22 protein-coding genes are annotated in these 25,949 nt (G+C 73.6%); 10 read left to right on the top strand and 12 right to left on the bottom strand.

Going from position 1 to position 25,949, the window contains the following annotated elements; genetic code table 11:
- Window positions 1–21: 21 nt before the first annotated feature.
- Together JOD49_RS08170 and JOD49_RS08165 are read right to left on the bottom strand one after the other, a co-directional pair.
- On the bottom strand, window positions 22–360 hold the full coding sequence (locus JOD49_RS08170) for a YciI family protein (protein WP_205308875.1): 339 nt from the start codon (window positions 358–360) through the stop codon (window positions 22–24).
- Between the two features lie 12 nt (window positions 361–372).
- Window positions 373–780, bottom strand: a complete 408-nt coding sequence (locus JOD49_RS08165; protein ID WP_205306730.1) for a YciI family protein — start codon at window positions 778–780, stop codon at window positions 373–375.
- Window positions 781–937: 157 nt separating this feature from the next.
- Here JOD49_RS08165 and JOD49_RS08160 point away from each other — a divergent pair, with 157 nt between their 5' ends.
- The 4 genes from JOD49_RS08160 to JOD49_RS08145 all read left to right on the top strand — a co-directional run bounded on the left by JOD49_RS08160 (window position 938) and on the right by JOD49_RS08145 (window position 3,062).
- On the top strand, window positions 938–1,894 hold the full coding sequence (locus JOD49_RS08160) for an alpha/beta fold hydrolase (protein ID WP_205306729.1): 957 nt from the start codon (window positions 938–940) through the stop codon (window positions 1,892–1,894).
- Window positions 1,895–2,116: 222 nt separating this feature from the next.
- A complete protein-coding gene (locus JOD49_RS08155) occupies window positions 2,117–2,329 on the top strand; it encodes a DUF4244 domain-containing protein (protein WP_205306728.1) in 213 nt (70 codons plus the stop codon).
- Between the two features lie 2 nt (window positions 2,330–2,331).
- Complete coding sequence (locus tag JOD49_RS08150; protein WP_307822445.1) at window positions 2,332–2,712, top strand: TadE family type IV pilus minor pilin; 381 nt, start codon at window positions 2,332–2,334, stop codon at window positions 2,710–2,712.
- A complete protein-coding gene (locus JOD49_RS08145; RefSeq protein ID WP_205306727.1) occupies window positions 2,709–3,062 on the top strand; it encodes an Rv3654c family TadE-like protein in 354 nt (117 codons plus the stop codon). Before JOD49_RS08150 ends, JOD49_RS08145 begins: the two co-directional genes overlap by 4 nt.
- A 12-nt stretch (window positions 3,063–3,074) precedes the next feature.
- On the opposite strand, the gene JOD49_RS08140 is transcribed toward JOD49_RS08145, so the two are convergent.
- On the bottom strand, window positions 3,075–5,744 hold the full coding sequence (locus JOD49_RS08140) for a DEAD/DEAH box helicase (RefSeq protein WP_205308873.1): 2,670 nt from the start codon (window positions 5,742–5,744) through the stop codon (window positions 3,075–3,077).
- Window positions 5,745–6,028: 284 nt separating this feature from the next.
- A complete protein-coding gene (locus JOD49_RS08135) occupies window positions 6,029–7,426 on the bottom strand; it encodes a M18 family aminopeptidase (RefSeq protein WP_205306726.1) in 1,398 nt (465 codons plus the stop codon).
- Window positions 7,427–7,509: 83 nt separating this feature from the next.
- Between JOD49_RS08135 and JOD49_RS08130 the strand changes: the two genes are divergently transcribed.
- Both JOD49_RS08130 and rlmC read left to right on the top strand, forming a co-directional pair.
- Window positions 7,510–8,268 carry a putative protein N(5)-glutamine methyltransferase gene (locus tag JOD49_RS08130; protein ID WP_205306725.1) on the top strand — a complete coding sequence of 253 codons (759 nt, stop codon included), beginning with the start codon at window positions 7,510–7,512 and terminating at the stop codon, window positions 8,266–8,268.
- Window positions 8,269–8,319: 51 nt separating this feature from the next.
- Window positions 8,320–9,447 (top strand): 23S rRNA (uracil(747)-C(5))-methyltransferase RlmC, encoded by a 1,128-nt coding sequence (gene rlmC / locus JOD49_RS08125; protein WP_205306724.1) that lies wholly within the window; start codon window positions 8,320–8,322, stop codon window positions 9,445–9,447.
- Window positions 9,448–9,471: 24 nt separating this feature from the next.
- Here rlmC and JOD49_RS08120 read toward each other — a convergent pair whose 3' ends face one another.
- Both JOD49_RS08120 and JOD49_RS08115 read right to left on the bottom strand, forming a co-directional pair.
- Window positions 9,472–10,332 carry an SWIM zinc finger family protein gene (locus JOD49_RS08120; protein WP_205306723.1) on the bottom strand — a complete coding sequence of 287 codons (861 nt, stop codon included), beginning with the start codon at window positions 10,330–10,332 and terminating at the stop codon, window positions 9,472–9,474.
- Window positions 10,329–13,241: a DEAD/DEAH box helicase gene (locus JOD49_RS08115; RefSeq protein WP_205306722.1), complete on the bottom strand. Its 2,913-nt coding sequence runs from the start codon at window positions 13,239–13,241 to the stop codon at window positions 10,329–10,331. The genes JOD49_RS08120 and JOD49_RS08115 overlap by 4 nt, the downstream gene beginning before the upstream one ends.
- A 134-nt stretch (window positions 13,242–13,375) precedes the next feature.
- Between JOD49_RS08115 and JOD49_RS08110 the strand changes: the two genes are divergently transcribed.
- The 3 genes from JOD49_RS08110 to JOD49_RS08100 are packed head-to-tail and all read left to right on the top strand — an operon-like array spanning window position 13,376 to window position 15,814.
- Window positions 13,376–14,155 (top strand): TetR/AcrR family transcriptional regulator, encoded by a 780-nt coding sequence (locus tag JOD49_RS08110; RefSeq protein WP_205306721.1) that lies wholly within the window; start codon window positions 13,376–13,378, stop codon window positions 14,153–14,155.
- The gene (locus JOD49_RS08105; RefSeq protein ID WP_205306720.1) at window positions 14,152–14,946 is read left to right on the top strand and encodes a DUF998 domain-containing protein; all 795 of its coding nucleotides are present in this window, start codon (window positions 14,152–14,154) and stop codon (window positions 14,944–14,946) included. The genes JOD49_RS08110 and JOD49_RS08105 overlap by 4 nt, the downstream gene beginning before the upstream one ends.
- 13 nt (window positions 14,947–14,959) lie before the next feature.
- Window positions 14,960–15,814, top strand: a complete 855-nt coding sequence (locus tag JOD49_RS08100; RefSeq protein WP_205306719.1) for an alpha/beta fold hydrolase — start codon at window positions 14,960–14,962, stop codon at window positions 15,812–15,814.
- 10 nt (window positions 15,815–15,824) lie between these two features.
- Here the strand turns inward: JOD49_RS08100 and JOD49_RS20705 are convergent, their stop codons facing one another.
- Complete coding sequence (locus JOD49_RS20705) at window positions 15,825–17,402, bottom strand: M15 family metallopeptidase (RefSeq protein ID WP_205306718.1); 1,578 nt, start codon at window positions 17,400–17,402, stop codon at window positions 15,825–15,827.
- A 286-nt stretch (window positions 17,403–17,688) separates the two neighbouring features.
- Between JOD49_RS20705 and JOD49_RS08090 the strand changes: the two genes are divergently transcribed.
- A complete protein-coding gene (locus tag JOD49_RS08090) occupies window positions 17,689–17,919 on the top strand; it encodes a hypothetical protein (RefSeq protein WP_205306717.1) in 231 nt (76 codons plus the stop codon).
- A 107-nt stretch (window positions 17,920–18,026) separates the two neighbouring features.
- Here the strand turns inward: JOD49_RS08090 and lysX are convergent, their stop codons facing one another.
- The 5 genes from lysX to JOD49_RS08065 form a co-directional block, all read right to left on the bottom strand.
- Window positions 18,027–21,428 carry a bifunctional lysylphosphatidylglycerol synthetase/lysine--tRNA ligase LysX gene (gene lysX / locus JOD49_RS08085; protein ID WP_205306716.1) on the bottom strand — a complete coding sequence of 1,134 codons (3,402 nt, stop codon included), beginning with the start codon at window positions 21,426–21,428 and terminating at the stop codon, window positions 18,027–18,029.
- A gap of 197 nt (window positions 21,429–21,625) precedes the next feature.
- On the bottom strand, window positions 21,626–23,014 hold the full coding sequence (locus JOD49_RS08080; RefSeq protein WP_205306715.1) for a hypothetical protein: 1,389 nt from the start codon (window positions 23,012–23,014) through the stop codon (window positions 21,626–21,628).
- On the bottom strand, window positions 23,011–23,559 hold the full coding sequence (locus JOD49_RS08075; RefSeq protein WP_205306714.1) for a sigma-70 family RNA polymerase sigma factor: 549 nt from the start codon (window positions 23,557–23,559) through the stop codon (window positions 23,011–23,013). Before JOD49_RS08075 ends, JOD49_RS08080 begins: the two co-directional genes overlap by 4 nt.
- Before the next feature lie 129 nt (window positions 23,560–23,688).
- Window positions 23,689–25,140: a hypothetical protein gene (locus JOD49_RS08070; RefSeq protein ID WP_205306713.1), complete on the bottom strand. Its 1,452-nt coding sequence runs from the start codon at window positions 25,138–25,140 to the stop codon at window positions 23,689–23,691.
- Window positions 25,137–25,877, bottom strand: a complete 741-nt coding sequence (locus JOD49_RS08065) for an RNA polymerase sigma factor (protein ID WP_205306712.1) — start codon at window positions 25,875–25,877, stop codon at window positions 25,137–25,139. The genes JOD49_RS08070 and JOD49_RS08065 overlap by 4 nt, the downstream gene beginning before the upstream one ends.
- Window positions 25,878–25,949 lie beyond the last annotated feature (72 nt).

Genomic DNA, 25,949 nt, shown 5'->3' with positions numbered 1-25,949 from the left:
CGTGGTCTCCGAGGCGTCGGCTCACAGGTCGCCCACGTCCACGACCGGGCGCAGCTCGACCGGGTACTGCGGCAGGAGAGCGACGGCCTCGATCGCGGTGTCGATGCTCGGCAGGTCCGCGAGGTAGAACCCGCCGAGCTGCTCGGTGAGCTCGGCGTACGGACCCTCGGTCACCACGACCTCGCCGCCACGGCGCCGCACCGTGGTCGCCGCGGCGACCGTGCTCAACGCCTCGGCGGACTCCAGCGTCCCGCGCTCACGGAGGAACGCCGCGAAGTCGTCGTGCTGCACCATGTAGCGCGACCTCTCGTCCGCGGAGGCGGCGGCCCAGACCCGCTCGTCCTCGTACAGCAGGAACATGACCTTCACGGGTCAGACCTCCGCGCCGGCGGACGAGGCGACCGACGCGGGGTCGGCCGTGTCGTCGGACCCGCCGTGGTCGACCGTGGGGCGGATCTCGTACGTGCAGCCGTCCCCCGCGAAGACCTCGTCGATGATCGTCGCGAGCCCGGGCAGGTCGTCGCTCACGACCAGGTAGAGGCCGCCGATCTGCTCGGCGAGCTCGGTGAACGGGCCCTCGGTCGTGCCGACGCCCGGGCGGACCAGGGTCGCCGTCCCGGCGGCCTCGAGCTCGACCCCGCCCGAGATCCGGTGGCCCTCGGCCACGACGCGGCGCGAGAACTCGTCGTGCTGGGCCATGATCTCCGCGGCCAGGTCCGGACGCATGGCAGGGGTGCCGTCCTCGGGGGCGTGGATCAGGATCGCGTACTCGGTGCTCATGATTCCTCCAGATGAGTGGGTGGTGGGTCCTTCATCACGTTGACGCGTGACCACCGACGGAATCGACAGCCGCTGACGACCAGTTTCGTGGGAAGACGTGGTGGACGCGAGGAGAACCGGACACGGGTTGACCGGTACCGGTGCGCACCATTGCGGCATGAACCCACCGACGAGCCACAGTCTCCCCGACTTCCCCGAACCCACCCTGGTAGCCGTCAACGGCGTGGAGCTCGAAGTCTTCGAAGCAGGACGGCGCGACGCTGGACGGGCCGTCGTGCTGTGTCATGGCTGGCCGGGTCACGCCATCTCCTGGCGCCACCAGATGTCCGCTCTGGCGGCAGCGGGCTACCACGTCATCGTCCCGAACCAGCGCGGCTACGGCGGCTCGTCGTGTCCGACCGACGTGACGGAGTACGACATCGAGCACCTGTCGGGCGACCTCGTCGGGCTCCTCGACCACTACGGCTACGAGGACGCCATCTTCGTCGGTCACGACTGGGGGGCCTTCGTCGTCTGGGGACTGACCCTGCTGCACCCGGAGCGCGTCAGCAGGGTGATCAACCTGAGCCTGCCCTACCAGGAGCGCGGAGAGAGGCCCTGGATCGAGGTCATGGAGGCCGTGCTGGGCGGCGACTTCTACTTCGTCCACTTCAACCGCCGACCAGGCGTCGCGGACGCCGTGTTCGACGAGAACCCCCACCAGTTCCTGCGCAACCTCTACCGGAAGAACGAGCCCCCCACCGAGCCCCGGCCGGGCATGGCGCTCATCGATCTCGCCAGAGCGACGACGCCGCTCGGTGATCCCGTCCTGAGCGACGGCGAGCTGGCCGTCCTCGCCTCCTCCTTCGAGTCGACGGGGTTCACGGGAAGCGTCAACTGGTACCGGAACCTCGACCGCAACTGGCACCTGCTGGCGGACGCGGACCCGGTCGTCAAGCAGCCCGCGCTCATGGTCTACGGCGACCGGGACCTGGTCGCCAGGTCCGAGAGCCTGGCGGAGTTCGTGCCCGACGTGGAGGTGGTCACCCTGGACTGCGGTCACTGGATCCAGCAGGAGCTGCCCGACGAGACGAACCGCGCGATCCTCACCTGGCTGGAGAAGCAGGACGCCTAGCGACAGCCCGCGGCGGTTGACGGTCGCGGACCCGTCGACCGGGACGCGGTCGCGCGTGGAAGGCGTCGTGGGGAGCGGACGCCGGTGCGGGCCGTCCACAGGTCGCCGCTGCGGAGCACCGCTCCACAGCGGCGACCTTCGTCCGAGCGCACCGGTGCCGGTGCTCGCCACAGTGGGCGGCACGGCGCGCGACGGGCGGGCCACGAGAAGGAGGAGGCACCCATGCAGGCTGTGCACGGAGCGAGAGCGGGGTGGGCGGGGTTGCTCGCCCGCGTCCGCGGCGAGGACCCGGAGGCCGGTCTCGCGACCGCCGAGTACGCGGTGGCCACCATCGCGGCGGTCGGGTTCGCCGGCCTGCTCATCGCGATCCTCAAGAGCGGCGAGGTGCGCGAGATGCTGCTCGGCATCATCCAGCGCGCCCTGTCGATCGGGTGAGCGTGACGGCCATCAGCGTGCGGTGGCGGCTCGGGCGCAGGTTCCGCGACCGTGAGCGCGGCACCGTGACCGCCGAGCTCGCGCTCGCGCTGCCAGCGGTCGTCCTCGTGCTGGTGGCCGTCCTCACGCTCGCCGCGGCGGCGAACGCGCAGCTCCAGGCCGCCGACGCCGCGCGCGCCGCAGCCCGGGCCGTCGCGATCGGCGAGGACGACGCGGCGGTGCGCGCCGTCGTGGGGCAGGTGGCCGGGGCCGACGCCACGGTGACCGTCACGCGCGGCGACCCGTGGGTCGAGGTGCGGGTCGCCAGACCGGTGGTGGGTGGCTGGTTGTCGCGCTCTCCGCTCCAGGCACGCGGGGCCGCGGTCGCGTGGTCCGAGCCGTGAGCCCTCGCGACCGCGGGTCGGGGACCGTGCTCGCGCTCGGACTCGTCGCCGTGGTGCTCGTCCTGGGGCTCGCCCTCGCGGCACTCGCCTCGGCCCAGGGGGCCCGCGGCAGGGCGCAGGCGGCGGCCGACCTCGCAGCGCTCGCCGCGGCGACCGCCCTCCAGCAAGGGTGGGAGGCCTGCCCGACGGCGCAGGAGACCGCAGAGCGCAACGGCGCTGTGGTCGTGGCGTGCGTCGAGCAGGGCGGCGGGGTGGTCAGAGTCGACGTCACGCGCGAGGCGACGGGGTGGGGCGGAGCGCTGGGCACGGCACGTGCGGCAGCACGCGCGGGACCGGCGTCGGCGCGGTGAGGGGGCGAGCAGTCACTCGGACGGCGCGTACGCGAGCACCGCGTCGAGCAGGCGGACCGCCGCAGCCTTGTCGAGCGGGTGGTTGAAGTTGCCGCACTTGGGCGACTGCACGCACGCGGGGCAGCCGTCCGCGCACGGGCAGCGCGAGATCGCGGCCCGCGTCGCACGCAGCCACGTCGCGCCCAGGTGGAAACCGCGCTCGGCGAAGCCCGCGCCGCCCGGGTACGCGTCGTACACGAAGACCGTGGCCTGCTCGGTGTCGACGTGCATCGCGGTCGACACCCCGCCCAGGTCCCAGCGGTCGCAGGTCGCGAGCAGGGGGAGGAGCCCGATCGACGCGTGCTCGGCCGCGTGCAGAGCGCCCGGCGCCGTGTCGGCGTCGATGCCCGCCGCGTCGAGGACCTCGGCGGGGACCGTCCACCAGACGGCCGTGGTCGGGAGGGTGTGCTCGGGCAGGTCGAGCGGTTCGGTGCCCAGGATCTGCAGGTCGGGCAGTCGTCGCCGCTGGAAGCTCACGACCTGGTTCGTCACCTCGACCGGCCCGAACCCCCAGCCGATCGGCCCCCACCAGCGGTGGATCGCGGGGTGCGCGGTGTCGTTCGGGGCCGTGCCCTGCGGGACGGGCGGCTGGTCGCCCGGGGTGGGCTCCGCCGTCGGGCCGTCGCTCGGGGGCTCCCCACCGGGGACCGCAGCCGGGTCCTCGCCCGGCTCCTCGTCGCGGATGCCGTGGATCGTGATCTCCGTGACCGAGCGCGACCACGTCCCGAAGTCGACGTCGCGGCGCGCCACGAGCGCGACCCCGTCGCGCAGGTCGAGCGACTCCACGACGTAGCTCACGCCCTGGTGCACGTAGACCGCACCGTCGTGGACCGAGCCGTCGGCGGACCCGGCGTCGACGGTGCCGAGCAGGCGGCCCGTGCCGGTCTCGACGACGCGCACGGGCGAGCCGCCCGAGCCCCGCAGGTCCGTCATCGCGGCGGCGGACCGGGCGTGGGTCCAGTACCACCCGGACGCCCGACGGCGCAGCGCACCTCGTGCGACCAGCACCCCCAGGAGCTCGGTCACCGCGGCGGGGTCGCCGAACACGGGGAGGTCCGACTGCCGGAGGGGGACCTCCGCGGCGGCCGCGCACAGGTGCGGCGCGAGGACGTACGGGTTGGCGGGGTCGAAGACCGTCGCCTCCAGGGGAGCCGCGAAGATCGCCTCGGGGTGGTGCACGAGGTAGGTGTCGAGCGGGTCCTCGCGTGCGACGAACGCGACCAGGCCGTCGGCCCCCGCCCGCCCCGCGCGCCCGGCCTGCTGCCAGACCGACATGCGCGTGCCCGGCCAGCCCGCGATGAGCACCGCGTCGAGACCCGAGATGTCGACGCCCAGCTCGAGCGCGTTGGTGGTTGCGAGACCCCGGATCGCACCGCTGCGCAGCGCCTGCTCGAGCGCTCGCCGCTCCTCGGGCAGATACCCGCCGCGATAGGCCGCGACGCGGCGCGCGAGCTGGGGCGAGACGACGCGCAGGTGGTCCTGGGTCTGGGTCGCGACGGACTCGGCGCCGCGACGCGAGCGGGTGAAGGCAAGGGTCCGGGCGCCTGCGGCCGTGAGGTCGGCCAGGAGGTCCGCGACCTCTGCCGTGGCCGACCGGCGCGGGCGCTCCGGCGGGTCGCCCGGGGTCGCCGGTTCGTCGGGGTCGTTCGTCAGGCCGGGGAGCATCGAGGCGTCGTGGGCCGTGGGGTCCGTGAGCTGCGGGGTCAGGAGGGACTCGGCGGCGGGGTCGTCCGCCGTGGCGGCGCGAGCCCGTGCGGCCTCGTAGCCCAGGACCTCGGGCGGCTGCCACAGCGCGAACGTCCTGCGCCCGGCGGGGCTCGTGTCGGCATCGACCGTCACGATCTGCTCGGGCGGGACCCCGATGAGCCGACCCGCGCTGACCGCGGGGTCCGCCGTCGTGGCCGACGCGACGACGAACGTGAGGCCCCTGGTGGCGGTGCTGTCAGAACGCGCGTGACCTCGACGGCTCGCTGGTTCTGACAGTCCGGCGGGAGTCGACGGGGGCGCCGGGGCGTAGTGCGCCGAGAGCCGTGCGAGCCGTCGCAGCACCAGGGCCACGTGCGCCCCGAACACCCCCCGGTAGGAATGCCCCTCGTCGACGACGACGTAGCGCAGGTTGCGCAGGAACCGTGCCCAGCGCCGGTGGTTCGGCAGGAGCGCGAAGTGCAGGAAGTCGGGGTTGGTCAGCACGACGTCGGCGTACTCCTGGACCCACTTGCGCTCCTCGAACGAGGTGTCCCCGTCGCACGTCGAGACCTTGACGTCGCCCGCGCGCGACGCGTCGAGAAGTCGCTGGAGACCGTTCACCTGGTCGGCTGCGAGAGCCTTGGTCGGGCTCAGGTAGAGGACCGTGCCGCGTGTCCGGGCGCTCTCGATCCGGCCGGGGGCCAGGGTCTCGGCGGCGCGGTCGGCACGCACCGCGCTGAGCGCGGGGAGCCAGAACGCGAGCGACTTGCCCGAACCGGTCGAGGTCGCGAGTGCGACGTGCCGACCCGACCAGGCGGCCTCTGCCGCCTCGACCTGGTGCACCCAGGGCCGCTCGACGCCCATCGAGCGGTAGCCCGCGACGAGCGAGGCGTCGGCCCAGACGGGCCAGTCCGCCTGGCGGCCGGGGCGTCCGGGCAGGTGCTCGACGTGCGTCATCCGGTCGGCGCGGCGGCCCCCCGCGAGCAGGACGTCGAGCAGGGCGCCGGGGCGCTCGGAGAGAGGCGGTGCGCCGGCGCTCGCGTCGGTGCGGGCACCGGGGCCGCGGGAACGTGACGAGACGCTCGCCGAGTCGTCCGACGCGGCGTCCGGTTCCGGGGTTCGCGACGGGCTGGGCACGTCCCCGAGTCTCCCACCTGGGCCCTGCGGGTGCCGAACCCGAGGTCGGTCGGGCAGCTGCGACGAGTCGCCCGACGACCTCGGGTTCGGCACCGGCGCCGTGCTCAGCCCGCGAGCACCCGCCCGATCGCGCGGGACAGGTAGTACGGGTCCGCGACCGCCGTGAGCTCGCGCGCGGAGTGCATCGAGAGGATCGGCGCGCCGACGTCGACCGTCCGGATGCCGAGGCGGGTCGCGGTCAGCGGCCCGATCGTCGACCCGCACGGCACCGTGTTCTCCGAGACGAACTCCTGGCTCGGCACCCCGGCCGCCGCACAGGCAGCTGCCCAGGCGGCGGCGCCGTGGGCGTCGGTCGCGTACCGCTGGTTGGCGTTGATCTTGAGGATGGGCCCGCCGCCCGCCACGGGGCGGTTCGCCGGGTCGTGACGCTCGGGATAGTTGGGGTGGACCGAGTGCCCGACGTCGCTCGACACGCACAGCGACCCCGCGAGCGCCCGGTGCCGGTCCTCGTTGCTCGCCCCGAACCCGTCGCCGATGCGCGACAGGACGTCCGCGAGGAACGGCCCGCTGGCCCCCGAGCGGGTCTCGCTGCCGATCTCCTCGTGGTCGAACGCCGCGAGGACGGCGATCGGTGCCTGGCCGCTCGGGCCGACGGGGTGGCCGGGACCGCCCTCGTCGGCCGGGTTCCCGGCCGACACCTCCAGCAGCGCGACGAGCCCCGCATGGACCGAGAGCAGGTTGTCGAGCCGTCCCGAGGCGAGCAGCTCCTCGTGCGCGCCGAAGATCCGCGGCGCCTGCGTGTCGGCCACGACGAGGTCGTACCCGCCGACCTCCGCGGCCCGGACCCCCGCGTGCTCGGCGAGGAGCGCGAGCAGGTCGGCGTCCGGGGCGCCGAGCGCGCCGAGGCCCCACACGGGCTGCGTGTGGCGCTGCTTGTCGAGCTTCAGGCCGTCGTTCGCGGCGCGGTCGAGGTGGATCGCGAGCTGCGGGATGCGCAGCAGGGGCCCGGTGCGCACGAGGTGGCTGCGGCCGTCGAGCGTCACGAGCCGTCCGGCGAGCTCGAGCTCGCGGTCGAGCCACGAGTTGAGCAGGGGTCCGCCGTAGACCTCGACGCCGGCCTGCCACCAGCCCTCGCGTCCCGTGGTGGGCGTGGGCTTGAGCTTGAAGCCGGGGGAGTCGGTGTGCGCTCCGAGGATCGCGAAGGGCGTCGTCGGGCCTGCCCCGGCGGGTGTGACCCATGCGATGACCGCACCGTCCCGTACGACGACGTAGCGGCCCCCGGCGGCCCGTTGCGGCCAGGGGTCGGCCTCGTCGAGCAGCGTGAAGCCTGCCTCGACGGCGCGGCGTGCGACCTCGTGGGCCGCGTGGAAGGACGAGGGCGACGTCTCGACGAATCGCGCGAGGTCCTCCGCGTGGGCTCGCGCCTGCGGGGACGGGCCCCGTGGGGTGGCGACCACGGGGGAGGTGGGACGGGCGGGGGCGGGGGCTGCGTCGTCGGGCATGGGTCCATTGTCCGCCCGTGCGCGTCTCGGCTCGCCGGGTCGCCCGTCCGTGCGCGGGGCCGGGTAGTAGCGTGAGTCCCGCCATGAGCCCGTCAGACGTCGTGTCCACCCTGCGTGCTGCGGGGTGCGTGTTCGCCGAGGAGGAGGCCGACCTCCTCCGTGCGGCCGCGACGTCCGCAGCAGAGCTGGACGCGATGGTGGCGAGCCGGGTCGCGGGACTGCCCCTGGAGCAGGTTCTCGGCTGGGCGGAGTTCTGCGGGCTGCGCATCCTGGTTGAGCCCACGGTGTTCGTGCCGCGACGACGCACGGAGGTCCTCGCCGCGCTCGCGAGCGGGCTCACGGCGGAGCACGCGACGGTCGTGGACCTGTGCTGCGGCACGGGCGCGCTGGGGGCGGCGCTGCTCGCGGCGCACCCGGGCATCGACCTGCACGCGGCCGACATCGATCCCGCCGCAGTGCGCTGCGCCCGCCGGAACCTCCACGGACAAGTGCACGAGGGGGACTTGTACAACGCCCTGCCGGCCCGTCTGCACGGGATCGTCGACGTCCTCGTCGTGAACGCTCCCTACGTCCCGACCGCCGCGATCGAGACCATGCCGCCCGAGGCGAGGGTCCACGAGGCGCGGGTCGCGCTCGACGGCGGCCACGACGGCCTCGACGTGCATCGCCGCGTCGCCGCGGACGCGGCGGCCTGGCTGGCACCACGCGGCCACCTCCTGATCGAGACGAGCGAGCGGCAGGCACCGGTCGCGGTCGGGCTCTTCGAGCGCGCGGGACTTCAGGCGCGCGTCGAGACCGACGACGAGCTCGGGGCGACGGTCGTGATCGGCGAGAAGCCGTAGCGTCCCGTGACGGGGCCGGCCCGCCCAGGCCCGCCCCGTAGGATCGGGGGAATGCAGTGCCCCCACTTCGACGCCCACGAGTGCCGTTCGTGCACCCTCATGGGCCAGGGCTACGCCGCGCAGCTCGCCGACAAGCAGCGGCACGCGGGCGAGCTCCTCGCGGCGCACGCGGACCTGCGGTGGGAGCGGCCGGTCGCGAGCCGCGAGTCGGGCTTCCGCAACAAGGCCAAGATGGTCGTGGCCGGCACGGTCGAGCGCCCGACGCTCGGCATCCTCGACGCGGGCGGCCGCGGTGTGGACCTCCAGGACTGCGGCCTGTACCCGGCCGACCTCCAGGCCGTCTTCCCCGTCCTCGCGGACTTCGTCACGCGGGCGGGCCTCACGCCCTACGACGTGGCCACCCGGCGCGGCGAGCTCAAGAACCTTCTGGTCACGCAGTCCCCGGACGGCGAGCTCATGGTGCGGTTCGTGCTCCGTTCGCAGGAGCCGGTCTCGCGCCTGCGCAAGCACCTGCCGAGCCTGCTCGACGAGCTGCCGCAGGCCCGCGTGGTGTCGGTCAACATCCTGCCCGAGCACAAGGCTGCGCTCGAGGGCGAGCAGGAGATCCTGCTGACCGAGGCCGACACCCTGACCATGCGGGTCAACGGCATCGAGATGCACCTGCGTCAGCAGAGCTTCTTCCAGACGAACACCGAGGTCGCCGCGGCCCTGTACCGCCAGGGGCGCGAGTGGGTCGACGAGGCCGCGCCGGCGAGCGTCTGGGACCTGTACTGCGGCGTGGGCGGTTTCGCGCTGCACTGTGCGACGCCGGGACGTCAGGTGGTCGGGATCGAGTCGAGCCGCGAGGCGATCGTGAGCGCCGAGCGCAGCGCGGCCCAGGCCGGGCTCGACGACGTGACGTTCGAGGCCGGCGACGCCACGGCGTTCGCCCTCGCGGCCCAGCACGCCCCTGACCTCGTGATCGTGAACCCGCCGCGGCGCGGGATCGGAGCCGAGCTCGCGGGCTGGCTCGAGTCCTCGTCGGTGCAGCGCGTCGTCTACTCGAGCTGCAACGCGGTGTCGTTGGCGCGAGACCTCGCGGCCATGCCGTCGCTGCGCCCCGTGCGTGGTCGGGTGCTCGACATGTTCCCGCAGACGACGCACTACGAGGTCATGGTCCTGCTCGAGCGTGCGGCCTGAGCCGCCCGACGAGAACGGGGCGGTTCAGCGGTCCAGGGCGGTGAGCCTCTCGGCCGCCGCGAGGGCTGCTGCGGCGAGCACGGCCCGCAGGCCGTCGAGGTCGACGGCTGTCCCGTCCGCCGTGCGGTCGGGCACGCCGGGCAGGAGCTCGGTGGCGGCAGGAGGTTCGGGGACGTCGGGTGGTGGGGGCAGCTCGCCGAGGACCCGCACGCCCGACGGCGCAGCTCCCGTTCCCTCGTCGCTCGCCGCGGCGTCGGCCGGGTCGGGTGCGGCCCCCGCCGGCGGGGGTGACGGAGCGGGAGCCGGGTCCGGCGACGACAGCCCGCGCAGCGCGTCGAGGACCTGCTCGCGGGATCGTCCGCGCAGGAGGAAGAGCACGAAGGGGTCGGCGTCGAGCAGCCAGCCCGCCTGGTAGCTGAGCGCCGCCGCGTGCAGGCAGGGGAGGTCCCAGGTGGGGCAGTCGCACTCGGGCTCGAGGTCGCCGATCCCCGGGAGCAGGGTGACGTCGGCGTCGACCGCGGCGGCCACGACGTCGCGGGGCATCTCGCCCGTGAGCAGTGCGGCGAGCCGCCCGGACCGCGATGCGAGGGTGCGCAGGAAGCGGTCCCACTCCTCGTCGGTCAGCGGTTCGAGCGAGACGACCGTGTGGTACATCTCGCCATCATCGTCTTGTACACGTGCTTGTACGGCTCCCGGGCTGACCGTGATCGACCCCACGCGCCCTGTCCGGGCGTAGGCGCGTCCCTTCTTGAGCGGCCCCGCGTCCAGGGCGAACTCCTCCATCGCCCGGACCCAGGCGCGTGCCCACCACGACTGGCCACGACGGACGGCACCCTTGGTCGCCGTGCCCGTCGGGGGGAAGGCGGGGAACCCCACGGCGCTCACGGGCGCCCCCTCTCGTCGCCGCCGGTCGACCGGCCTTCGCCCTCGGTCAGCACGTCGCCGTCGGCGCTCCGCAGCGATACCAGCTCCGCGAGCTCCGTGGTGCTCAGCTCGGAGATGGCGCCCTCGACGCCCCCGGCACCCAGCACGGCGTCGGCGAGCTCCCTCTTCGACTCGATCATGCGCGCGATGTGCTCCTCGATGGTTCCTTCGCTGGTCAGGCGGTGCACCTGGACGGGCCGTGTCTGCCCGATCCGGTAGGCCCGGTCGGTCGCCTGCTCCTCGACGGCCGGGTTCCACCAGCGGTCGAAGTGGATGACGTGGTCGGCTCGCGTGAGGTTGAGGCCCGTCCCCGCGGCCTTGAGGGACAGCAGGAACACGGGCGGCATCGCTTCGGTCGCCTGGAAGCGCGCGACCATCTGCTCGCGCTGCGCCACGGGGGTCCCGCCGTGCAGCAGCATCGTCGGCACGCCGCGGCGCGCGAGGTAGGACTCCAGGAGACGGGCCATCGCGACGTACTGCGTGAACACGAGGATCGCGCCCTCCTCGGCCCGGACGGTCGTGACGAGCTCGGTGAACGCGTCGAGCTTGCCCGAGCGTCCCGCCAGCCGGGGGTCCTCCTCGTGCAGGTACTGGGCCGGGTGGTTGCAGATCTGCTTGAGGTGCGTGAGCAGGCCGCCGATCATGGCGCGGCGCCCCATGCCCTCGGCGCGGTCGATGTCCTCGAGCGCCGATCGCACGGCGTCCTCGTAGAGCCCGACCTGCTCGGCCGTGAGCGGCACGACCTGGTCGGTCACGGTCTTGGGCGGCAGCTCGGGAGCGATCCCCGGGTCGGACTTGCGTCGCCGCAGCAGGAAGGGCCGCACCAGGCGCGAGAGGCGTTCGGCCAGGACGGGGTCGCGGGTCCCCTCGATCGGGTCCGCCCAGCGGCGCCGGAACTGCCCGCGCGTGCCCAGCAGGCCCGGGTTGAGCCAGTCCATGACGGCCCACAGCTCGGTGAGGTTGTTCTCCACGGGCGTCCCGGACAGCGCCACGCGCGCCTCGGCGGGGATCGTCCGCAGCGCCTTCGCGGTGCCCGACCCCGGGTTCTTGACGTGCTGTGCCTCGTCCGCGACGACCAGGCCCCAGCGGTGCGCACCGAGCACGGGGGCACTCCGCGAGGAGTCCGACAGGACCGTCCCGTACGTCGTCAGCACGAACCCGTCGTCGACCCCGCGCAGGTCGCGCGACGCACCGTGGAAGCGGCGCACCGCGACCCCCGGCGCGAACCGGCGGATCTCCTGCTCCCAGTTGCCCAGGAGCGAGGCCGGGCACACGACCAGGGTGGGCCCGGTGTCGGCGCCGACCGCCGACGGTCGGCCGGCGCCGTCGGGCCGGGAGCGGTGCAGGTGCAGCGCGATGAGCGTGATCGTCTTGCCGAGGCCCATGTCGTCCGCGAGGCACGCGCCGAGCCCCAGCCCGGTCAGCCGCGCGAGCCAGCGCAGGCCGTCGAGCTGGTAGTCGCGCAGCGAGGCGTCGAGCCCGTCCGGCACGACGACGTCGCGCGCCGGGGCGGGGTCCTCGAGCTCGGCGCGGAGCCGGTCGAGCCACGGCGTCGGCGTCACGACCAGGTCCTGGTCGCCCGCACGGACCACGCCCGTGAGGGCGGCCGCGACGGCGTCGAACGCCGAGACGGGCTGGGACGTCCGTCGCGTCGCGGCCTGCGTCGCAGCAGGATCGGCGAGCACCCACCGCCCCCGCAGCCGCACGACGGCGGAGCGCCCCTCGGCATGGACGCGCGCGAGGTGCTCACGCTCGGCCGCGGTGAGGCGGACCCCGTCGAGCGTCAGGTCGTGCGTGAGCGTCATGGGGCTCGACAGGGAGCCGGACGAGGCGGAGGCGCCCCCGTGCGCGCCGAGCCGCAGCAGCGCGGGGAGCGCTCCGGCGGGACCGGCCGGGGCCTCGGTCGGCGAGAAGACCGCGACGGACCGGACCTGGCCGGCGAGGCTCGCGGGCCACTCGACCTCGATCCCGCTCGCGCCGAGCGCCGCAGCCCCTTCGGCGAGGAGCTCGCGCACGTCGGCCGGGGCGAGGACGAGGGCACCGGGGACCGGTTGGTCGAGCAGACCGTCGAGCGCGGGCCACGCGTGGGCCCCCGCGCGCAGCCGCACCAGGACGTCCCCGATCGCCTCGCGCGCGCCCGGGTCGGTGCGGGCGGAGGCCCACAGCTCGTCGGCGGTCCGCGCGCCGTCCCGGCCGCGCACGACCACCGTCGCGAGCCAGTCGCGGCTCGCGAGGTCGTCGTCGGTGGGAGCGTCTACGTCGGGGAGGTCTGCGTCGCCCTCGGCGGGACGGCGGGCTCCCTCGACCGGGGACCGGTCACCGTCGACGGAGCCCGGCAGGGGTTCGAGCCGCAGGCTCACCGTGACGCGCGGGTCGAGCAGCGCGGCGACGTCGTGGGCCCAGGCGGCGAGGTCGTCGCGGTCCGGGTCCTCGGTCGGTGCGTCGGAGGCGCCTGCTTCGACCAGCAGCCGTGCGGGGCCCTCGGGCGCACCCGCGATCGCCGCGGAGCGCCGGACCCAGACGGTCGCGACCGTGTCCATGGCCGCCCGCACCCTGTCGGTGCGCGTCGCCGGTGCGGGCCTCGCCCCGTCGTCGGTCCCGTCGGGCATCGCGTCGGCGAGGGCGTCCACGCGGTCGAGGGCGGCGCCGTCGAGCGGGCCGACCCGCCAGCCCGTGCGGCCCGGGTCGACCACGGGCACGAGGCGACCGGCCGCGACGTGCCCGAGCGCCTCGGCGCACACCGCGCCCCAGAACACGTCGGCGGGGGCGCCGTCGCCCGCCGTCCAGGCGTCGAGCAGCGCGTCGATCCGTGACGGGGCGTCGCCGTCCGACGGGGAGCCGGTGGTCGGGTGTGGCGCTCGTCGCGGCACGGGACCTCTTTCCTGGTGCGTCGTACGGCCATCTTCCGAGCGATCAACGTACGATGTACGCAGATCATTCCCGACAGGTCGGGCGTTCGTCGAGCCCCCTCGATGATCCCCGATCCCTCCCGAGGAGGCAGTCCGTGCCGACCCCGACGGCTCCCGCACCACCCGCCGCACCCCAGCGCGACCCCGCACGCACCCTCGCGCTCCTGTGGGGCCTGCACGCCGACCGTGGCGCGCGAGGACCCCAGCAGTCCCGGACGCCCGCCGAGGTGGCGAGCGCCGCCGTCGGGCTCGCGGACTCCGAGGGGGCGCTCACCGGGCTGTCCATGCGCAAGGTGGCCGCCGAGCTGGGGATCGGCACCATGTCGCTCTACACGTACGTGCAGAACAAGGACGACCTCGTCGACCTCGTGGTCGACCGCGCGTACGGCGAGCTCTACCCGCAGGGCGAGGCGCCGGGAAGCACCTGGCAGGAGCGGCTGCGCGCGGTGGCCCGCGCCAACTGGGACCTGTTCGCGGCGCACCCGTGGCTCCTCGACATCGACCTCGCGCGCCCCGTCCTCGGCCCGGGCGAGACCCGCAAGTACGACGTCGAGCTGCGGGCGATCGACGGAATCGGGCTCGGCGACGTCGCGATGGACGCGACCGTGACGCTCGTCGTCGGGCAGGCGACCACCGCGGCACGCCGGGCCCGCGCGGCCCGTCTCGCGCACGAGGAGAGCGGGCAGACCGACGACGAGTGGTGGACGCAGAACGCCCCGCTCCTCGCGCGGATCAGCGAGATGAGCACGTTCGCCGTGGCCGGGCGGGTGGGCGCCACGGTCGGCGAGGCGCAGCAGTCCGCGTACTCGGCCGAGGCCGAGCTGGAGTTCGGGATCGAGCGCATCGTCGCGGGCGTGCAGGCGCTGGTCGCGTGAGGTGGCCCCCCGCCGCCCGGACCGACCCCAGGAACGCCCTCGTCACGACCGCGCAGGTCCTCCTGACGCTCGCGGGGATCCTCTACGTGGGCGTGGTCCTGGAGGCCGCCGCCGGGTGGCCCCTCGATCCGGCCCGGTCCTACCTGTCCGAGCTCGCCGCGCTCGACCAGCCGACGTCCGCGCTGTTCCGCAGCACCGACCTCGCCGCCGGGGCGCTCGTGGTCGCGGGGCTCACGGCCCTGGGAGTCGCCCACCGCCGTCGCCGTGCGGCGGGGCACCCGGCCGCGCCCCTCGTCCAGCACGTGACGTTCTGGGCGCTGGGGACGTTCGGCCTCGCGACCATGGCCGACGCTCTGCTGCCCCTCGACTGCGCGCTGTCCGTCGGGGACTGCGCCGCGCGCGAGGACGCGGGGACGCTGAGCCCCGCCCACCAGGCCCACACGTTCTCGAGCGTCACGTCGGGCATCAGCTCGTTCGTGGCGAGCGCGGGGATCGTGTGGCTTGCACGCGCCCGACGACGCACCCTCCTCGGGTCCTCGGCCCGCCTCGCGGGTGCCCTCGGACCGTTCCTGGGGATCGTGACCGGGGCGATCGGCATGTTCGGCAGCCCGCTGCCGCTCGGCACGGGCATCGCGCAGCGGATCCAGATCGTGGCCTTCTCGGTCGTCCTGGTCCTGGCGGTGCAGGTCCTGAGGATCCCGCAGCACGGGCGACGGTCCAGAGAGGACCGTGCGGCAGACCCGACGTCGGCATCCCCAGGCTCCTCCGAGGCGGCTCTCAGGGACGCGTGATGAACTGGGGCTCATGACGACGGTGACCGCGACCCCGCCCCCCACCACGTGGGTCGTCCTGCCCGGCCTGCTGCTCGCCCCTTCCGACATGGAGCCGCTCGCGCGCGTCGTGCGTGAGCAGTTCCCGGCCGCGACCGTGCTCGTGCTCGACTCGTGGGAGACGGCGGTGACCGCGCCGGTCGCCGCGATCCGGGCGTCGCTCGGCCTGACCGGGTCGCACCAGCCCGCGAGCATCGGCCTCGTGGGGCACAGCGTCGGCGGGCTCGCCGCGATCGAGTGGGCCCTGACGCACCCCGAGGAGCTCGGAGCCGTCGTGCTCCTCGACCCGACGGCTCCGTTCCTGCCGCGACGTCCCGAGCGGCCCGCCCCGGTCGGCGCGACGCTGTTCGCCGAGAGGCTGCTCCACGCGAGCGGCACCCTGCTCTCGCGCTGCGGAGCGGTGACGAGGCGCGGACCCGCGCTGCGCCGTCGGGCGTGGTACGACGGGACCCACCGCCCGGACCCCATGCCCGACGCCGAGGCGGCCCGACGCTACGGCACGCCCGAGGCGTGGCGCCTCCTGGTGGGGCAGTACGAGCAGAGCTGGTCGCAGGCCGAGCGCGTGACCGAGCTCTTCGCGCGCAACGCCGCGGCGCTCGACCGCCTGCCGGTCCGGCCCGTCCAGCTCGTCGGGTGGGGACGACGCGGGCAGGGCCCGTTCCTGCGGGAGGAGCGTGAGCTCGGGGCGCGCCTGGGAGCGCGCGTCTACGGTCTGCCGGGCGAGGGACACATGTTCCCGCTCACGAGGCCCGACGTCGTCGCGCAGGTCCTGCGTGGAGAGATCCCCGAGGGGGCGCTCGCCCCCGACGTGGAGGCGGCCTTCCGGTGAAGGCTGCCGGCTACCAGCCGGCCGCGTACTCGAAGTGCCAGGGCTCGGGCTTCGAACCGTTCGGCCGAGCCCACGCGGGGTTGTCCCACCCGTACAGCGGGGCGTTGGCGCGCAACCACTTGTACTGGGCCGAGCCCGGGCTCGACGCCGGGGCCGCGAGGTCGATCGCGAGGCCCCAGCCGTGGTTCGACGTTCCAGGGACGGCCGCGAGGCCGGGCTTGGCGGCGCGGGTCGAGACCTGCTCCCGGTAGGAGCGGTACGAGTCCGTCATGGGGATCGCCGAGCCGAACCGCTGCGCGTACGCCGAGGACAGCTCCTCGAGCATCGCTGCCGCGTCGCAGCGCAGCGAGTGGCTCGGGGCGAACGACAACGACGTGAGCGCCGACGCGGGGATCTTGCCGTTGGCGAAGTTGGTCGACCCGCACTGGTCGAGCAGGGTCGCGGCACGGACACGGCGCTCGGCCGCGAGCTCGGCCGGGGTCGCGGGCGCCGGGGTGACGACCGACCTGGACGGCTCGCCGAAGTCGTTGAGCTCCATGGCCATCTTGTCCATCGCCTGGCCGAGGTCCGCAGACGTGACCGGGCCTGTCGCCACCTCGTCCTGGGTGGCCGTCGTGTCGGCGACCTCGGTGCTGTCCGCGAGCGAGGTGCGCTCGTTCGAGCGCGAAGCCCGCTGCGAGCCCTCGCTGCGCTCGGCGAGGATCGACTCCTTGAGCGCGAGGAGCTCGGCACGCGCGGTCTCGAGCTCGTGCGTGGAGCTCGAGGACGCCTCTGCACGGGCCAGCAGGGCCTCCGCCTTGGCGATCATCTCGTCCTTGCCGGCGTCTGCCTGCGTGCTGCCGCCCTCGCCGTCGGCGAGGTCTGCCCGCTGCCCACCGGGGGCCAGGTCGCCCGACGCGGTGCCGGGGATGAACATGGGCACGCACGCCAGGGCGCCGACGAACGCCGCACCCGTCGCGGCACGGGCCACGAGACGCGAGCCGAACAGCGTGCCGCGTGCCGGGGTCGCGGGGGCGGCCACCGGGGTGGCGGCGGTCGCGGGGGCGCCCGACTTGCGCTCGCGTCGGCTCAGGGGCGGGAAGACCGGGTCGACGAGCACGGGCGTCGGGTCGGCCACAGCCGGGTCGGCGGCGACGACGGGCGTCGGCGTCGAGCGCAGGGGGGTCGGCGCGGGGACCATGACGACCGGGATCTCTCCCGACGGGGTCTGGAGCGGCGCCACGGCCTCGACGGCTGCACGCCGGATGCCGGTCGGCGGGAAGAGGGCGGTGCGCGGGGCAGCGGCGACGGCTGCCGCCGGGGCCGGGGCATGCAGGGCGGGGGCGGTGGCCGGGGTGGCCGCCGTCGGCACCCGGAGGGGGGCGAGAGCGGCTGGGCGAGCCGCGACCAGGACCTGCTGCATGGCGGACGTCACGGGGCGGGGAGCGCCGGTGTGCCGGTGCTCGACCTGCAGGTGGTCGACGTGGGGGCGTCCTTCGAGTCCGGCTGCGGCGAGCTCACGCGCGCGAAGCTCGGCCTGACGTTGACGCCGCGTGGGGGTCGGCGCGGCGCCGTGCGGGCGCTGCTGGACCGGTGCGGACGTTTCCACCTGACGTGACTCCTGTGCTCTGGGACGGCCTCCGGCGGGAGGTCGGCACTGACTGCGTGGTGCGGGAGCCAGTGGTCGTTGCCGTCCGTCGTGCGCCCGATCGCGGCCTACGTTACTCGTTCGTTATCGATGCGCGGAACCCCGTCCGTCGCCGATCCTGTCGGGGCCGCACGGTGGTGCGGAAAACTCGTCCGATCCCGACGCGGTCCCGAACCCCGGCTCGCCGAGGGCTGTCCGGTACGTCATGGTTGGTGCGGTCGACCACCGACAGGAATGAGGGACGATCATGCTGTACCTGTTCGCCGTGGTGTTCGGAGCCGCGACAGGAGTGGTCCTCGACCACCTCAAGCGGGAGCGGGCGACGACCGCGATGGTCGCGCTCGTGCTCGCCACCGGGGCCGGGGGTGGAGCCTTCGGCGCGGTGACGGACGCGCCCTACGCGGTCTCGGCCGCGATCCTCTCGCTGCCCCTCGGGATGCTGCTCGCCACGCTGCTCCGACGGGCCTCGCAGCGCTGACCGGCTCCGCCGCCTGCGGACGCCACGTGCCGGACCCGAGGTTCGTCAGGCAACCACGCGAGCCTGCCTGACGAACCTCGAGGTCGGCACGGCGGGCCGGACCGGCGTCAGCCGCGGGCCGAAGGGCGGACGAACGGGAACGCGAGCGTCTCGCGGATGCTCGCCCCGATGAGCATCATGTAGACGCGGTCCACCCCGATCCCGAGCCCGCCCGTGGGCGGCATCGCGAACTCCAGGGCGGACAGGAACTCCTCGTCGACCTCCATGGCCTCGGGGTCCCCCGCGGCCGCGAGCAGCGACTGCTGCGTGAGCCGGTCGCGCTGGTCCACGGGGTCGATGAGCTCCGAGTAGGCGGTGCCCAGCTCGGCGCCGAACGCCACGAGGTCCCAGCGCTCGGCGAGCCGCGGGTCGCGGCGGTGCGTGCGCGTCAGGGGCGAGGTCTCGAGCGGGAAGTCGGTGTAGAACGTCGGCTCGACGGTCTGCCCCTCGACGAACGCGTCGTAGAGCTCGGTCACGATCGCCCCGTGCGTCATGTCCGGCGTGAAGTGGACGCCCTTGTCCTCGCAGATCGCCTGCAGCGTGGCCATCGGGGTGTCCGGGGTGACCTCCTGGCCCACGGCCTCGGACACGGCCCCGTGCACGGTACGGACGGGCCACTCGCCGTCGAGCCGGACCACGGTCCCGTCCGCCCGGCGGGAGACCGGTTCGCCGTGCACCGCGATCGCGGCCTCGACGATGAGGTCGCGCGTGAGCTCGCGCATGGTCGTGTAGTCGCCGTACGCCTGGTACGCCTCGAGCGACGTGAACTCGGGGTTGTGGGTCGCGTCGACGCCCTCGTTGCGGAAGTTGCGGCCCAGCTCGAAGACCCGCCCGACGCCGCCGATCGCGAGCCGCTTGAGGAACAGCTCGGGTGCGATGCGCAGGTACAGGTCGAGGTCGTACGCGTTGATGTGCGTCGTGAAGGGCCGGGCGTTCGCGCCGCCGTGCACGCGCTGCAGGATGGGGGTCTCGACCTCGATGAAGTCGCGGGCCGCGAGCGAGTCGCGCAGGGACTTCACGGCCTTGCTGCGTCCGCGCAGGATCTGCGCGGTCCGGGTGTCGAGGGCCAGCTCCATGTGCTTGAGCCGGACCTTGGCCTCGGCGTCGGCGAGGCCGCGGTGCTTGTCGGGCGGCGACGTCAGGGCCTTGGACGCCATCTGCCAGGCGCTCGCGTGCAGCGACAGCTCGCCACGGCGGCTGCGGGTCAGGTCCCCCGTGACGCTCACCTGGTCGCCCAGGTCGACCGCGCGTCGCCAGAGCGCGAGGTCCGGCCCGGGGCGGTCCGCCGTGAACATGACCTGGATCTCGTCCGTCCCCTCGCGCAGGTCCGCGAAGATCACGCCGCCGTGGTCGCGCAGCCGCACCACGCGCCCGACGACGGACAGGTCGCCCGGGGTGGTCACGTCGCCAGGCGACGCGCTCGCCCCGGCCGGTGCGGCGCCGTCGTGCCCCGAGGTGGTGCGTGCCGGGCCGAGCGACACGCCCTGGCGCACCGCCTCGCCGATCGAGACCGTGCGCGGGACCGAGACGGGGTAGGGCTCCATACCCGCCGCGCGCAGCACGCCGAGCTTGGCGTGACGCGTGGCCTGCTGCTCGGTCAGGCGACGCGTGGGCGCCGAGACCGTGAGCAGCGCGGTCTCCTGGGCTCGCACGGCCTCTGCGAAGGCTGCGGAGACCTCGGGCCGGTGCAGGTCCGGCGAGCGGTCGCGGCGGTGGAAGAGGTTCGGGGTGTTCGGCAGGAAGCCCTCGGCCTGGCCCACCGCGAAGATGACCTGCGTGAGCTGGCCCGCGTTCTGGAAGCACAGCAGGCGCGGCTTCCAGTCCGGCAGGTACTTCTCGTTCGACTTGTACAGCGAGTCGAGCTGCCAGAACCGCGACGCGATGAGCAGCACGCGGCGGTTGAAGCGCTGGATCGGCGTCGCGCCGATACGCGCCCCCTGCTCGAACGAGCCACGGAACATCGCGAAGTTCATCGAGATGCGGTCGACGCCCGCGCCGCGGCCGGCCTTGACGAGCTCGGTCACCATGAGCTCGGTGACGCCGCTGACGGCCTCCGGGTGGCGGCGCATCACGTCGAGCGACAGACCGCGACGACCCCACGGCACGAACGCGAGGAGCCCGCGAGGGTTCCCGTCGGCGTCGTGCGCGGAGACGATCATCTCGCGCGGGTCGGCCGCGTCCCCGAGACGGCTGAGCGACATCGAGAAGCCGCGCTCCTCGCCGTGCCGCCACTCGTCGGCCGCGGCGACCAGGGTCGCGAGCTCGTCGACCGGGATCTCGGCCTGGCGCCGGACCAGCACCCGGTAGCCCTCACGCTCGGGGCGCGCGACCGCGTGCCGCACCGACCGCATCGCCGGCCCCTCGAGCGTGAACGTCCGCGTGTTGATGATCGCCTCGTCGCCCAGCGCGATCGGGTGCAGGTCCACGGCCTGGAACGCCTTGGCGCCCAGCTCGCTCGTCGACAGGACGGCGGGCACCCAGCCGAAGCGTCGGGCGTGCGCGCGCCACTGCTCGATCGCGTCGGGCCAGCTCGCCTTGTCCCCGATCGGGTCGCCCGCCGCGAGGCACACGCCCGAGATGACGCGGTAGGAGATCGCGGCCCGCTGGTCGTGCGAGAAGATCGCGCTGCGGTCCCAGCGCGTCGCGAAGTACTCGAGCGAGTCGTCGCTCGGGAACTCGAGCAGGAGCTTGCGCACCGCGAGCTCGTCGGCCGCCTCGACCTTGGCGTCGTGCGGGGCCGAGCGCATGAAGACCGCGATCGCGAGCACCAGGGCGAGCGCCGAGATCAGGCCCGCGACGAGCGCGAGCCACCCGGGACCCGAGCCGTCGGCGTGCAGCGGGTAGTCGCTGGGCTTGAGGCCGAGAGCGACCGACAGGCTCCAGTTCACCCGGTTGCGCATCCCGTGCAACGTGTGCGGGAAGACCTCCAGCAGAAGGAGCGTCAGGAAGGCCGACACCGCGACGCCGCCCACGAGCACGAGGATCGCCCGCCACCACGCGCCCTTGCTGACCCTGGCAGGGAACGCGGAGCGGGCCGCGATCAGCAGGATCACGGCCGCGACGGCGACGATCCAGGACGCGATCTCCAACGGCGTCAGGACCAGGCCGTCCGAGCGCAGTGCCTGCTTGTCCTCGTCGAAGACCCACAGCAGGCCCACCGCGAGCCCCAGCACCGCGACCGGGAACTGCCACACGATCACGACGAACCACAGGGCGGCGCGCTGGCGCCGCAGCAGCCCGCTCGCGATCACCCCGACCAGGACCACCGAGAACACGCTCGGGAAGGTGGGGATGTTCAGGACCGCCAGCCAGTCGCTGACGGTCCGGACGAACCCGGGGGCGAACAGCAGCAGGATCAGCGCGAGCACGAGCCAGAAGGCCACGGCCTGCACGATCCTCCCCGCCCACGAGGCGACGGTCTCCGCCCAGGGAGGGGCGGAGGTGCGGGAGAGGGAGGTCGAGCGGGGCATGCGTGCTCCTTGGTGCAGGTCGGTGCACTCATTCAAGCGCAGGAGCGGGGGATGCGAGAGGTGGAGCGGGACGGGCGCGCCCGGCGCGTCCCGGCAGAGGCGCTCCTGCGAACGCGACCGTGACGACCCCCGATCGGGGCCGTCACGGTCATGCGGGCTCTCCTGTGGACCTCACAGAGAGGTCGCCTTCACGACCTCTACCTGATCGTGAAGGGGATGGGTTCGGCCACGAGTGCCCCGTCGAAGAAGAAGGGTGGACTGGACTGCATGGCGCTGTTGACGGGCCCCCACGTGCCGTCCTGAAGACGGAGCGAGTAGGCCGACACCCTGTAGGGCTTGTAGGCAGAGAGCAGGTAGTCACCCGGTGGCAGGTTCGGGCTGTCCGGCGTGGCGCACGATCGAGGAACGACCTCGAATTGTTCCCTGACGGGCGTCTGCTCGTCGAGGTGAGTGTTCCGCCGCTGGTCATCGATTCGCATGCCGTTGGCGACAATCAGTCCGTCCTTCGTGAGGCTCCAGAAGACCAGCCCCCCGAACTCGGCGTCGTCGACCCTGGCATTGGGCACTGCTGACTGAGTCAACTCCACGGTCACGGTCGAACCGCTCACGACCGTCACATCGGGTTGGCCGAACTTCAGCTGTCCCAGCGCCTCACCCTTGGTGGGTGTGAGCGCGGGGGCGAGGCACATGCCGACATCCTGGTACTCATCCTCCGGCGCCCCCAGAAGACCGGGGAAGGTGAACGTGGGTGACGCGAAGCCGCCAGGGTTGACGGGGCCTGCGGGGGGCTCGGCGTCGGTGGCCGTCGGGGGCGGGCTCGTCGTGGGCTCGTCGTCGATCGCGACCCCGGCGATGCTCGTGAGCCTGCCGGTGTCGTCGATCGTGACGGTCCAGGGGCCGCCGACGACGGTCGCCGCCGCCGGGGTCCCGTGCGCGGGCGTGATCTCGGCCGTCACGGTGCCGATGGCCGAGTACGTCCCGGCCGCGAGGGGTGCGGTGTCGCACGCCGCGACGTCGGACGGCCACAGGTCGGCCGTCTCGCCGGGGTCCAGGTCGAGACGAGCCGGGGACTCCTCGGCCGGTGCCTCGTCGGTCGTGGGGATCGCGACGACGTCGCCCTCGGCGTCGATCAGGTGGACGGCGACGCGGCCGGGGGAGCCGATCGTGAGAGCGGAGTCGCTCGTGCTGGCCAGGTCGAAGGGCCGGCTCGTCGCGCCGTTGGGCGCGAGCGTCAGGGGGGTGGTGGTGGCGAGGACCTCCGAGAGGTCGTCACCGCACACGGGTGCGAAGGTCCCGCTGAGGGGTTCGACGCTCGTCGTGGGTGAGGGGGTGATCGGGGGAGCGGGGAGGATCTCGATGGGTGCCGGGGTGAGGAGTCCGGAGAGTCCGATGCCTGCGAGGCCCAGGACGACGAATCCGCTCGCTCCCAGGGCGGTGGCGCGCTGGCGGCGGGATCGCTTGACGAGGCGGCGGACCTCGAGGGTCCCGGTGGTTCCGTCGGTGGCGGCGGCGCCCGCGCTGGCGGCGATGTCGGAGAAGGCGGTGTCGAGGTGCAGGGGAGTCGGTGGCAGGTGCTTGTCGTTCATCGGGCTCCTCCCAGGGGAGTGACGTCGAGGTCGTCGGACGGCGTGTCGATCGGGCCGAGGCAGGCTGCGAGCTTGCTGTTCGCGTCGCTCAGGTAGCGCTTGACGGTGCCTTCGCTGAGGGAGAGCTGGTCGGCGACCTGGCGGACCGTGAGGTCGGAGTAGAAGCGCAGGACGACGCATGCGCGTTCGCGGGGTGAGAGCGTCATGAGTGCTTTCTGCACGTCGAGGCGGGCGTCCGTGGCGGCGGGGGTTCCGGGGCCGGTCGTCTCGGGCTCGTCCGACCCGGTGAACAGGTGTCGGACGCCTTCCCAGTGGCGTCGTCGTCGGAACCCGTCGAGGTAGGTCGTGAGGATCGCCTTGCGGACGTAGCTCTCGGCGAGCTGGAAGTCGATCGCGGCACGTCCGCGCCGGAACGTGCGCACGAGTCCTTCCTGGACGAGGTCCTCCGACTCCCGCAGGTCGCCGCACAGGAGGTACGCGTACCCCACGAGCGCTCTCCGACGGGTGCGGACGATCTCGTCCAGCACCTGTTCCCAACGGGCCATGAAGTCCTCCTGCGTCGATCAGCGTGCCCTGTCACCGCTCTCAACGAGCACCACCGACGAAACGTTGGGGTGAAGCCGGAGCGGGGCCGTGCGCCGCTGTGCAAGCAACGCACGGCCCTCCGGCCACGGCTAGCAGACCTGCAGGATCTTGGCGAGCGGGACCGGGTCGATGCTCCGGGTCGCCACATCGATCTGCATCGCCCACCAGACCCGCGGCGAGTCGATCCACCGTGCCCGGATCTCGTCGTGCCGGGGGGACCTGTCGCCCGGTACGGGGTGATCGACGAGATACCGGAGATCGGCGGCCAGGTCGGCCGGATAGGCAGAGCGGGTCGTGACCGACTCGGTGATGGCCTCGCAGATCTCGCCGTCTCTCGTGGGAGGAGCCGTGGCTGGGGTCCCGCCGTCGAGGACTCGGAGGGTGAAGGTCGGCTGGTCTCCCGATTCGTCGAGCACCACCTCGTATGTCCCGACGAGGCGGTTGGACGGCCAGGAGCTCGTGAACGCGTCGGAGAAGAGCGAGCCGCCGTGCACTTCCATGGCCCAGCCGTCGTCGCTGGTGGTGCGATCGCGGCCGAGGTCTTCAGCCTTGGCGGGCAGCGTCAGTCGTCGGGTCTCGCCCTGTTCGACGACCTCGACGACCTGCCAGTCCGAGGTCACGACGAATGCGAGGTCCACGGCGGCCGGGACGCCCGTCGTCGCCGCACCTCGGAGGGCCTCGAAGACCGCCGAGTCGTCGTCGCCGATCACGTCACGGACCTCGATCGGAGCGGGGTCGGGCTCGGCAGTAACCGTCAAGGGGACGGGCTCCGATACGAGCCAGCCGTCGAACAGCGACCCTGTCGTCTCCGGCCCCACGGAGCCGTCGGGCTGGATGTGCGCCCAGGAGTCGAGCTGGAACCGGTACAGCGCGAACAGCTGGTAGTCGCCGGGCAGCATCGAGGGCGAGTGGTCGTCGAGCCCTTCGGGGTCGCAGGACGCGAACGAGTCGATACTCATCTCCCAGGAGATCGACGACCCCGGCTCTGGGGCGAGAGTGCCTGTGGTCTCCGGAAGGGGGAGCGCCGAGCTGACGATGAGCCCGTCCTGCACGACGACGTAGGCACCCGGCAGCTTCTCCTCGGCGAGGTTGATCCGCGCGTCGTCGGTGAAGGTCGTCGTGACCGTGGTGTCGACGAGGTCGAGGTTCTGCACCGTCAGTCCGGTCGCGTCGATGCGCAGACGTGCGGGCAGGTCGTCGCCCGTCGGGGTGGGGGCCGGCTGCTGGCATGCGAGGTCCTGCGCGGTGAGAGGAGTCGGGAAGGTCGGCACGGACGTGGGCGACGGCGACTCCGCCGGTGCGACCGGCTCGGGCCGGACGGTCTGGGGCAGGGAGATCGCGGCGACGCCGAGCGCCCCCGCGACGCACAGCGTCGTCGCCCCGAGGGCGACCTTCTTCGCTGCCCGACGGCGCCGCGTCCGTCCGCGGACGACGGCGAGGTGGGTGTCGAGGCCGGGCAGGGACGCGTCGTCGACCAGGTCGCGCAGGGCGCGGCCCAGGTCGTCCTCGTGGTTCGAGGGGCCGTGGTCGGTGGTGCTCACTTCGTGGTCCTCCCGTTCGTCGTGCGCGGTGCCGTCCCTGTGATCCGGGTCGAGGCTGGAGCCGGCCCGCGGGCCGGGGTTGGGTGTGCCGTGTCGGGCGTGGTCCGGGGGGTCGGAGCCGACGCCGTGCTCGTCGGGGCGGCGACCGTCCTCGGGGTACCGGCGCCCAGCGTCTGCTGCATGACGGCCATCGCGTCGGACAGGTGACGCTTGACGGTCCCTTCGGCGCAGTCGAGCTCTTCGGCGATGCGCGGGACCGTGAGGTCCTCGTAGTACCGGAGCACGACGCACGCCCGCTGGCGCGGCGTCAGGCCTGCGAGGGCGCGGGCGGTGTCCGCGCGGGCCGAGGCGGGGGCTTCCGGTCCGGGGACGCCCTCCCGTTGGCCGACGAGATGCCGTAGCCCGAGCCAGTGGCGCCGGCGCCGGTACCCGTCGAGGTACAGCGTGAGGATGGCGCGGCGCACGTACCCCTCGAGGTGTGCGACGTCTCGGTCGGCCTCCTGGCCGTCGTCGTCGTCGAGCGTGAAGAGCCGCGTCCCGCCCGCAGGTGCGCCGGACGCGGTCTGCCGCGCCGTCGTCGGGCCCCTTCCGCGGAGCCTGGAGAACACCTTGACGAGCGCGTCCTGCACCACGTCCTCCGCGTCACGCCTGTTCCCGCAGAGCAGGTAGGCGTATCCCACGAGCGCAGCACCGCGCCGGATGCTCAGCGCGGTGAGCTCGTCGTCCCAGTCGGCCACCGTTCCCCCTTCGTCCTCAGCCCGACCGCCCCTGGTGGGCGGTGTCACTGATCATGACGCGTGGCGCCCGCG

Origin of the sequence: Oerskovia jenensis, from assembly GCF_016907235.1 — a bacterium.
Lineage (GTDB): Bacteria > Actinomycetota > Actinomycetes > Actinomycetales > Cellulomonadaceae > Oerskovia > Oerskovia jenensis.
This window is presented reverse-complemented; position numbering and strand designations above follow the sequence as displayed.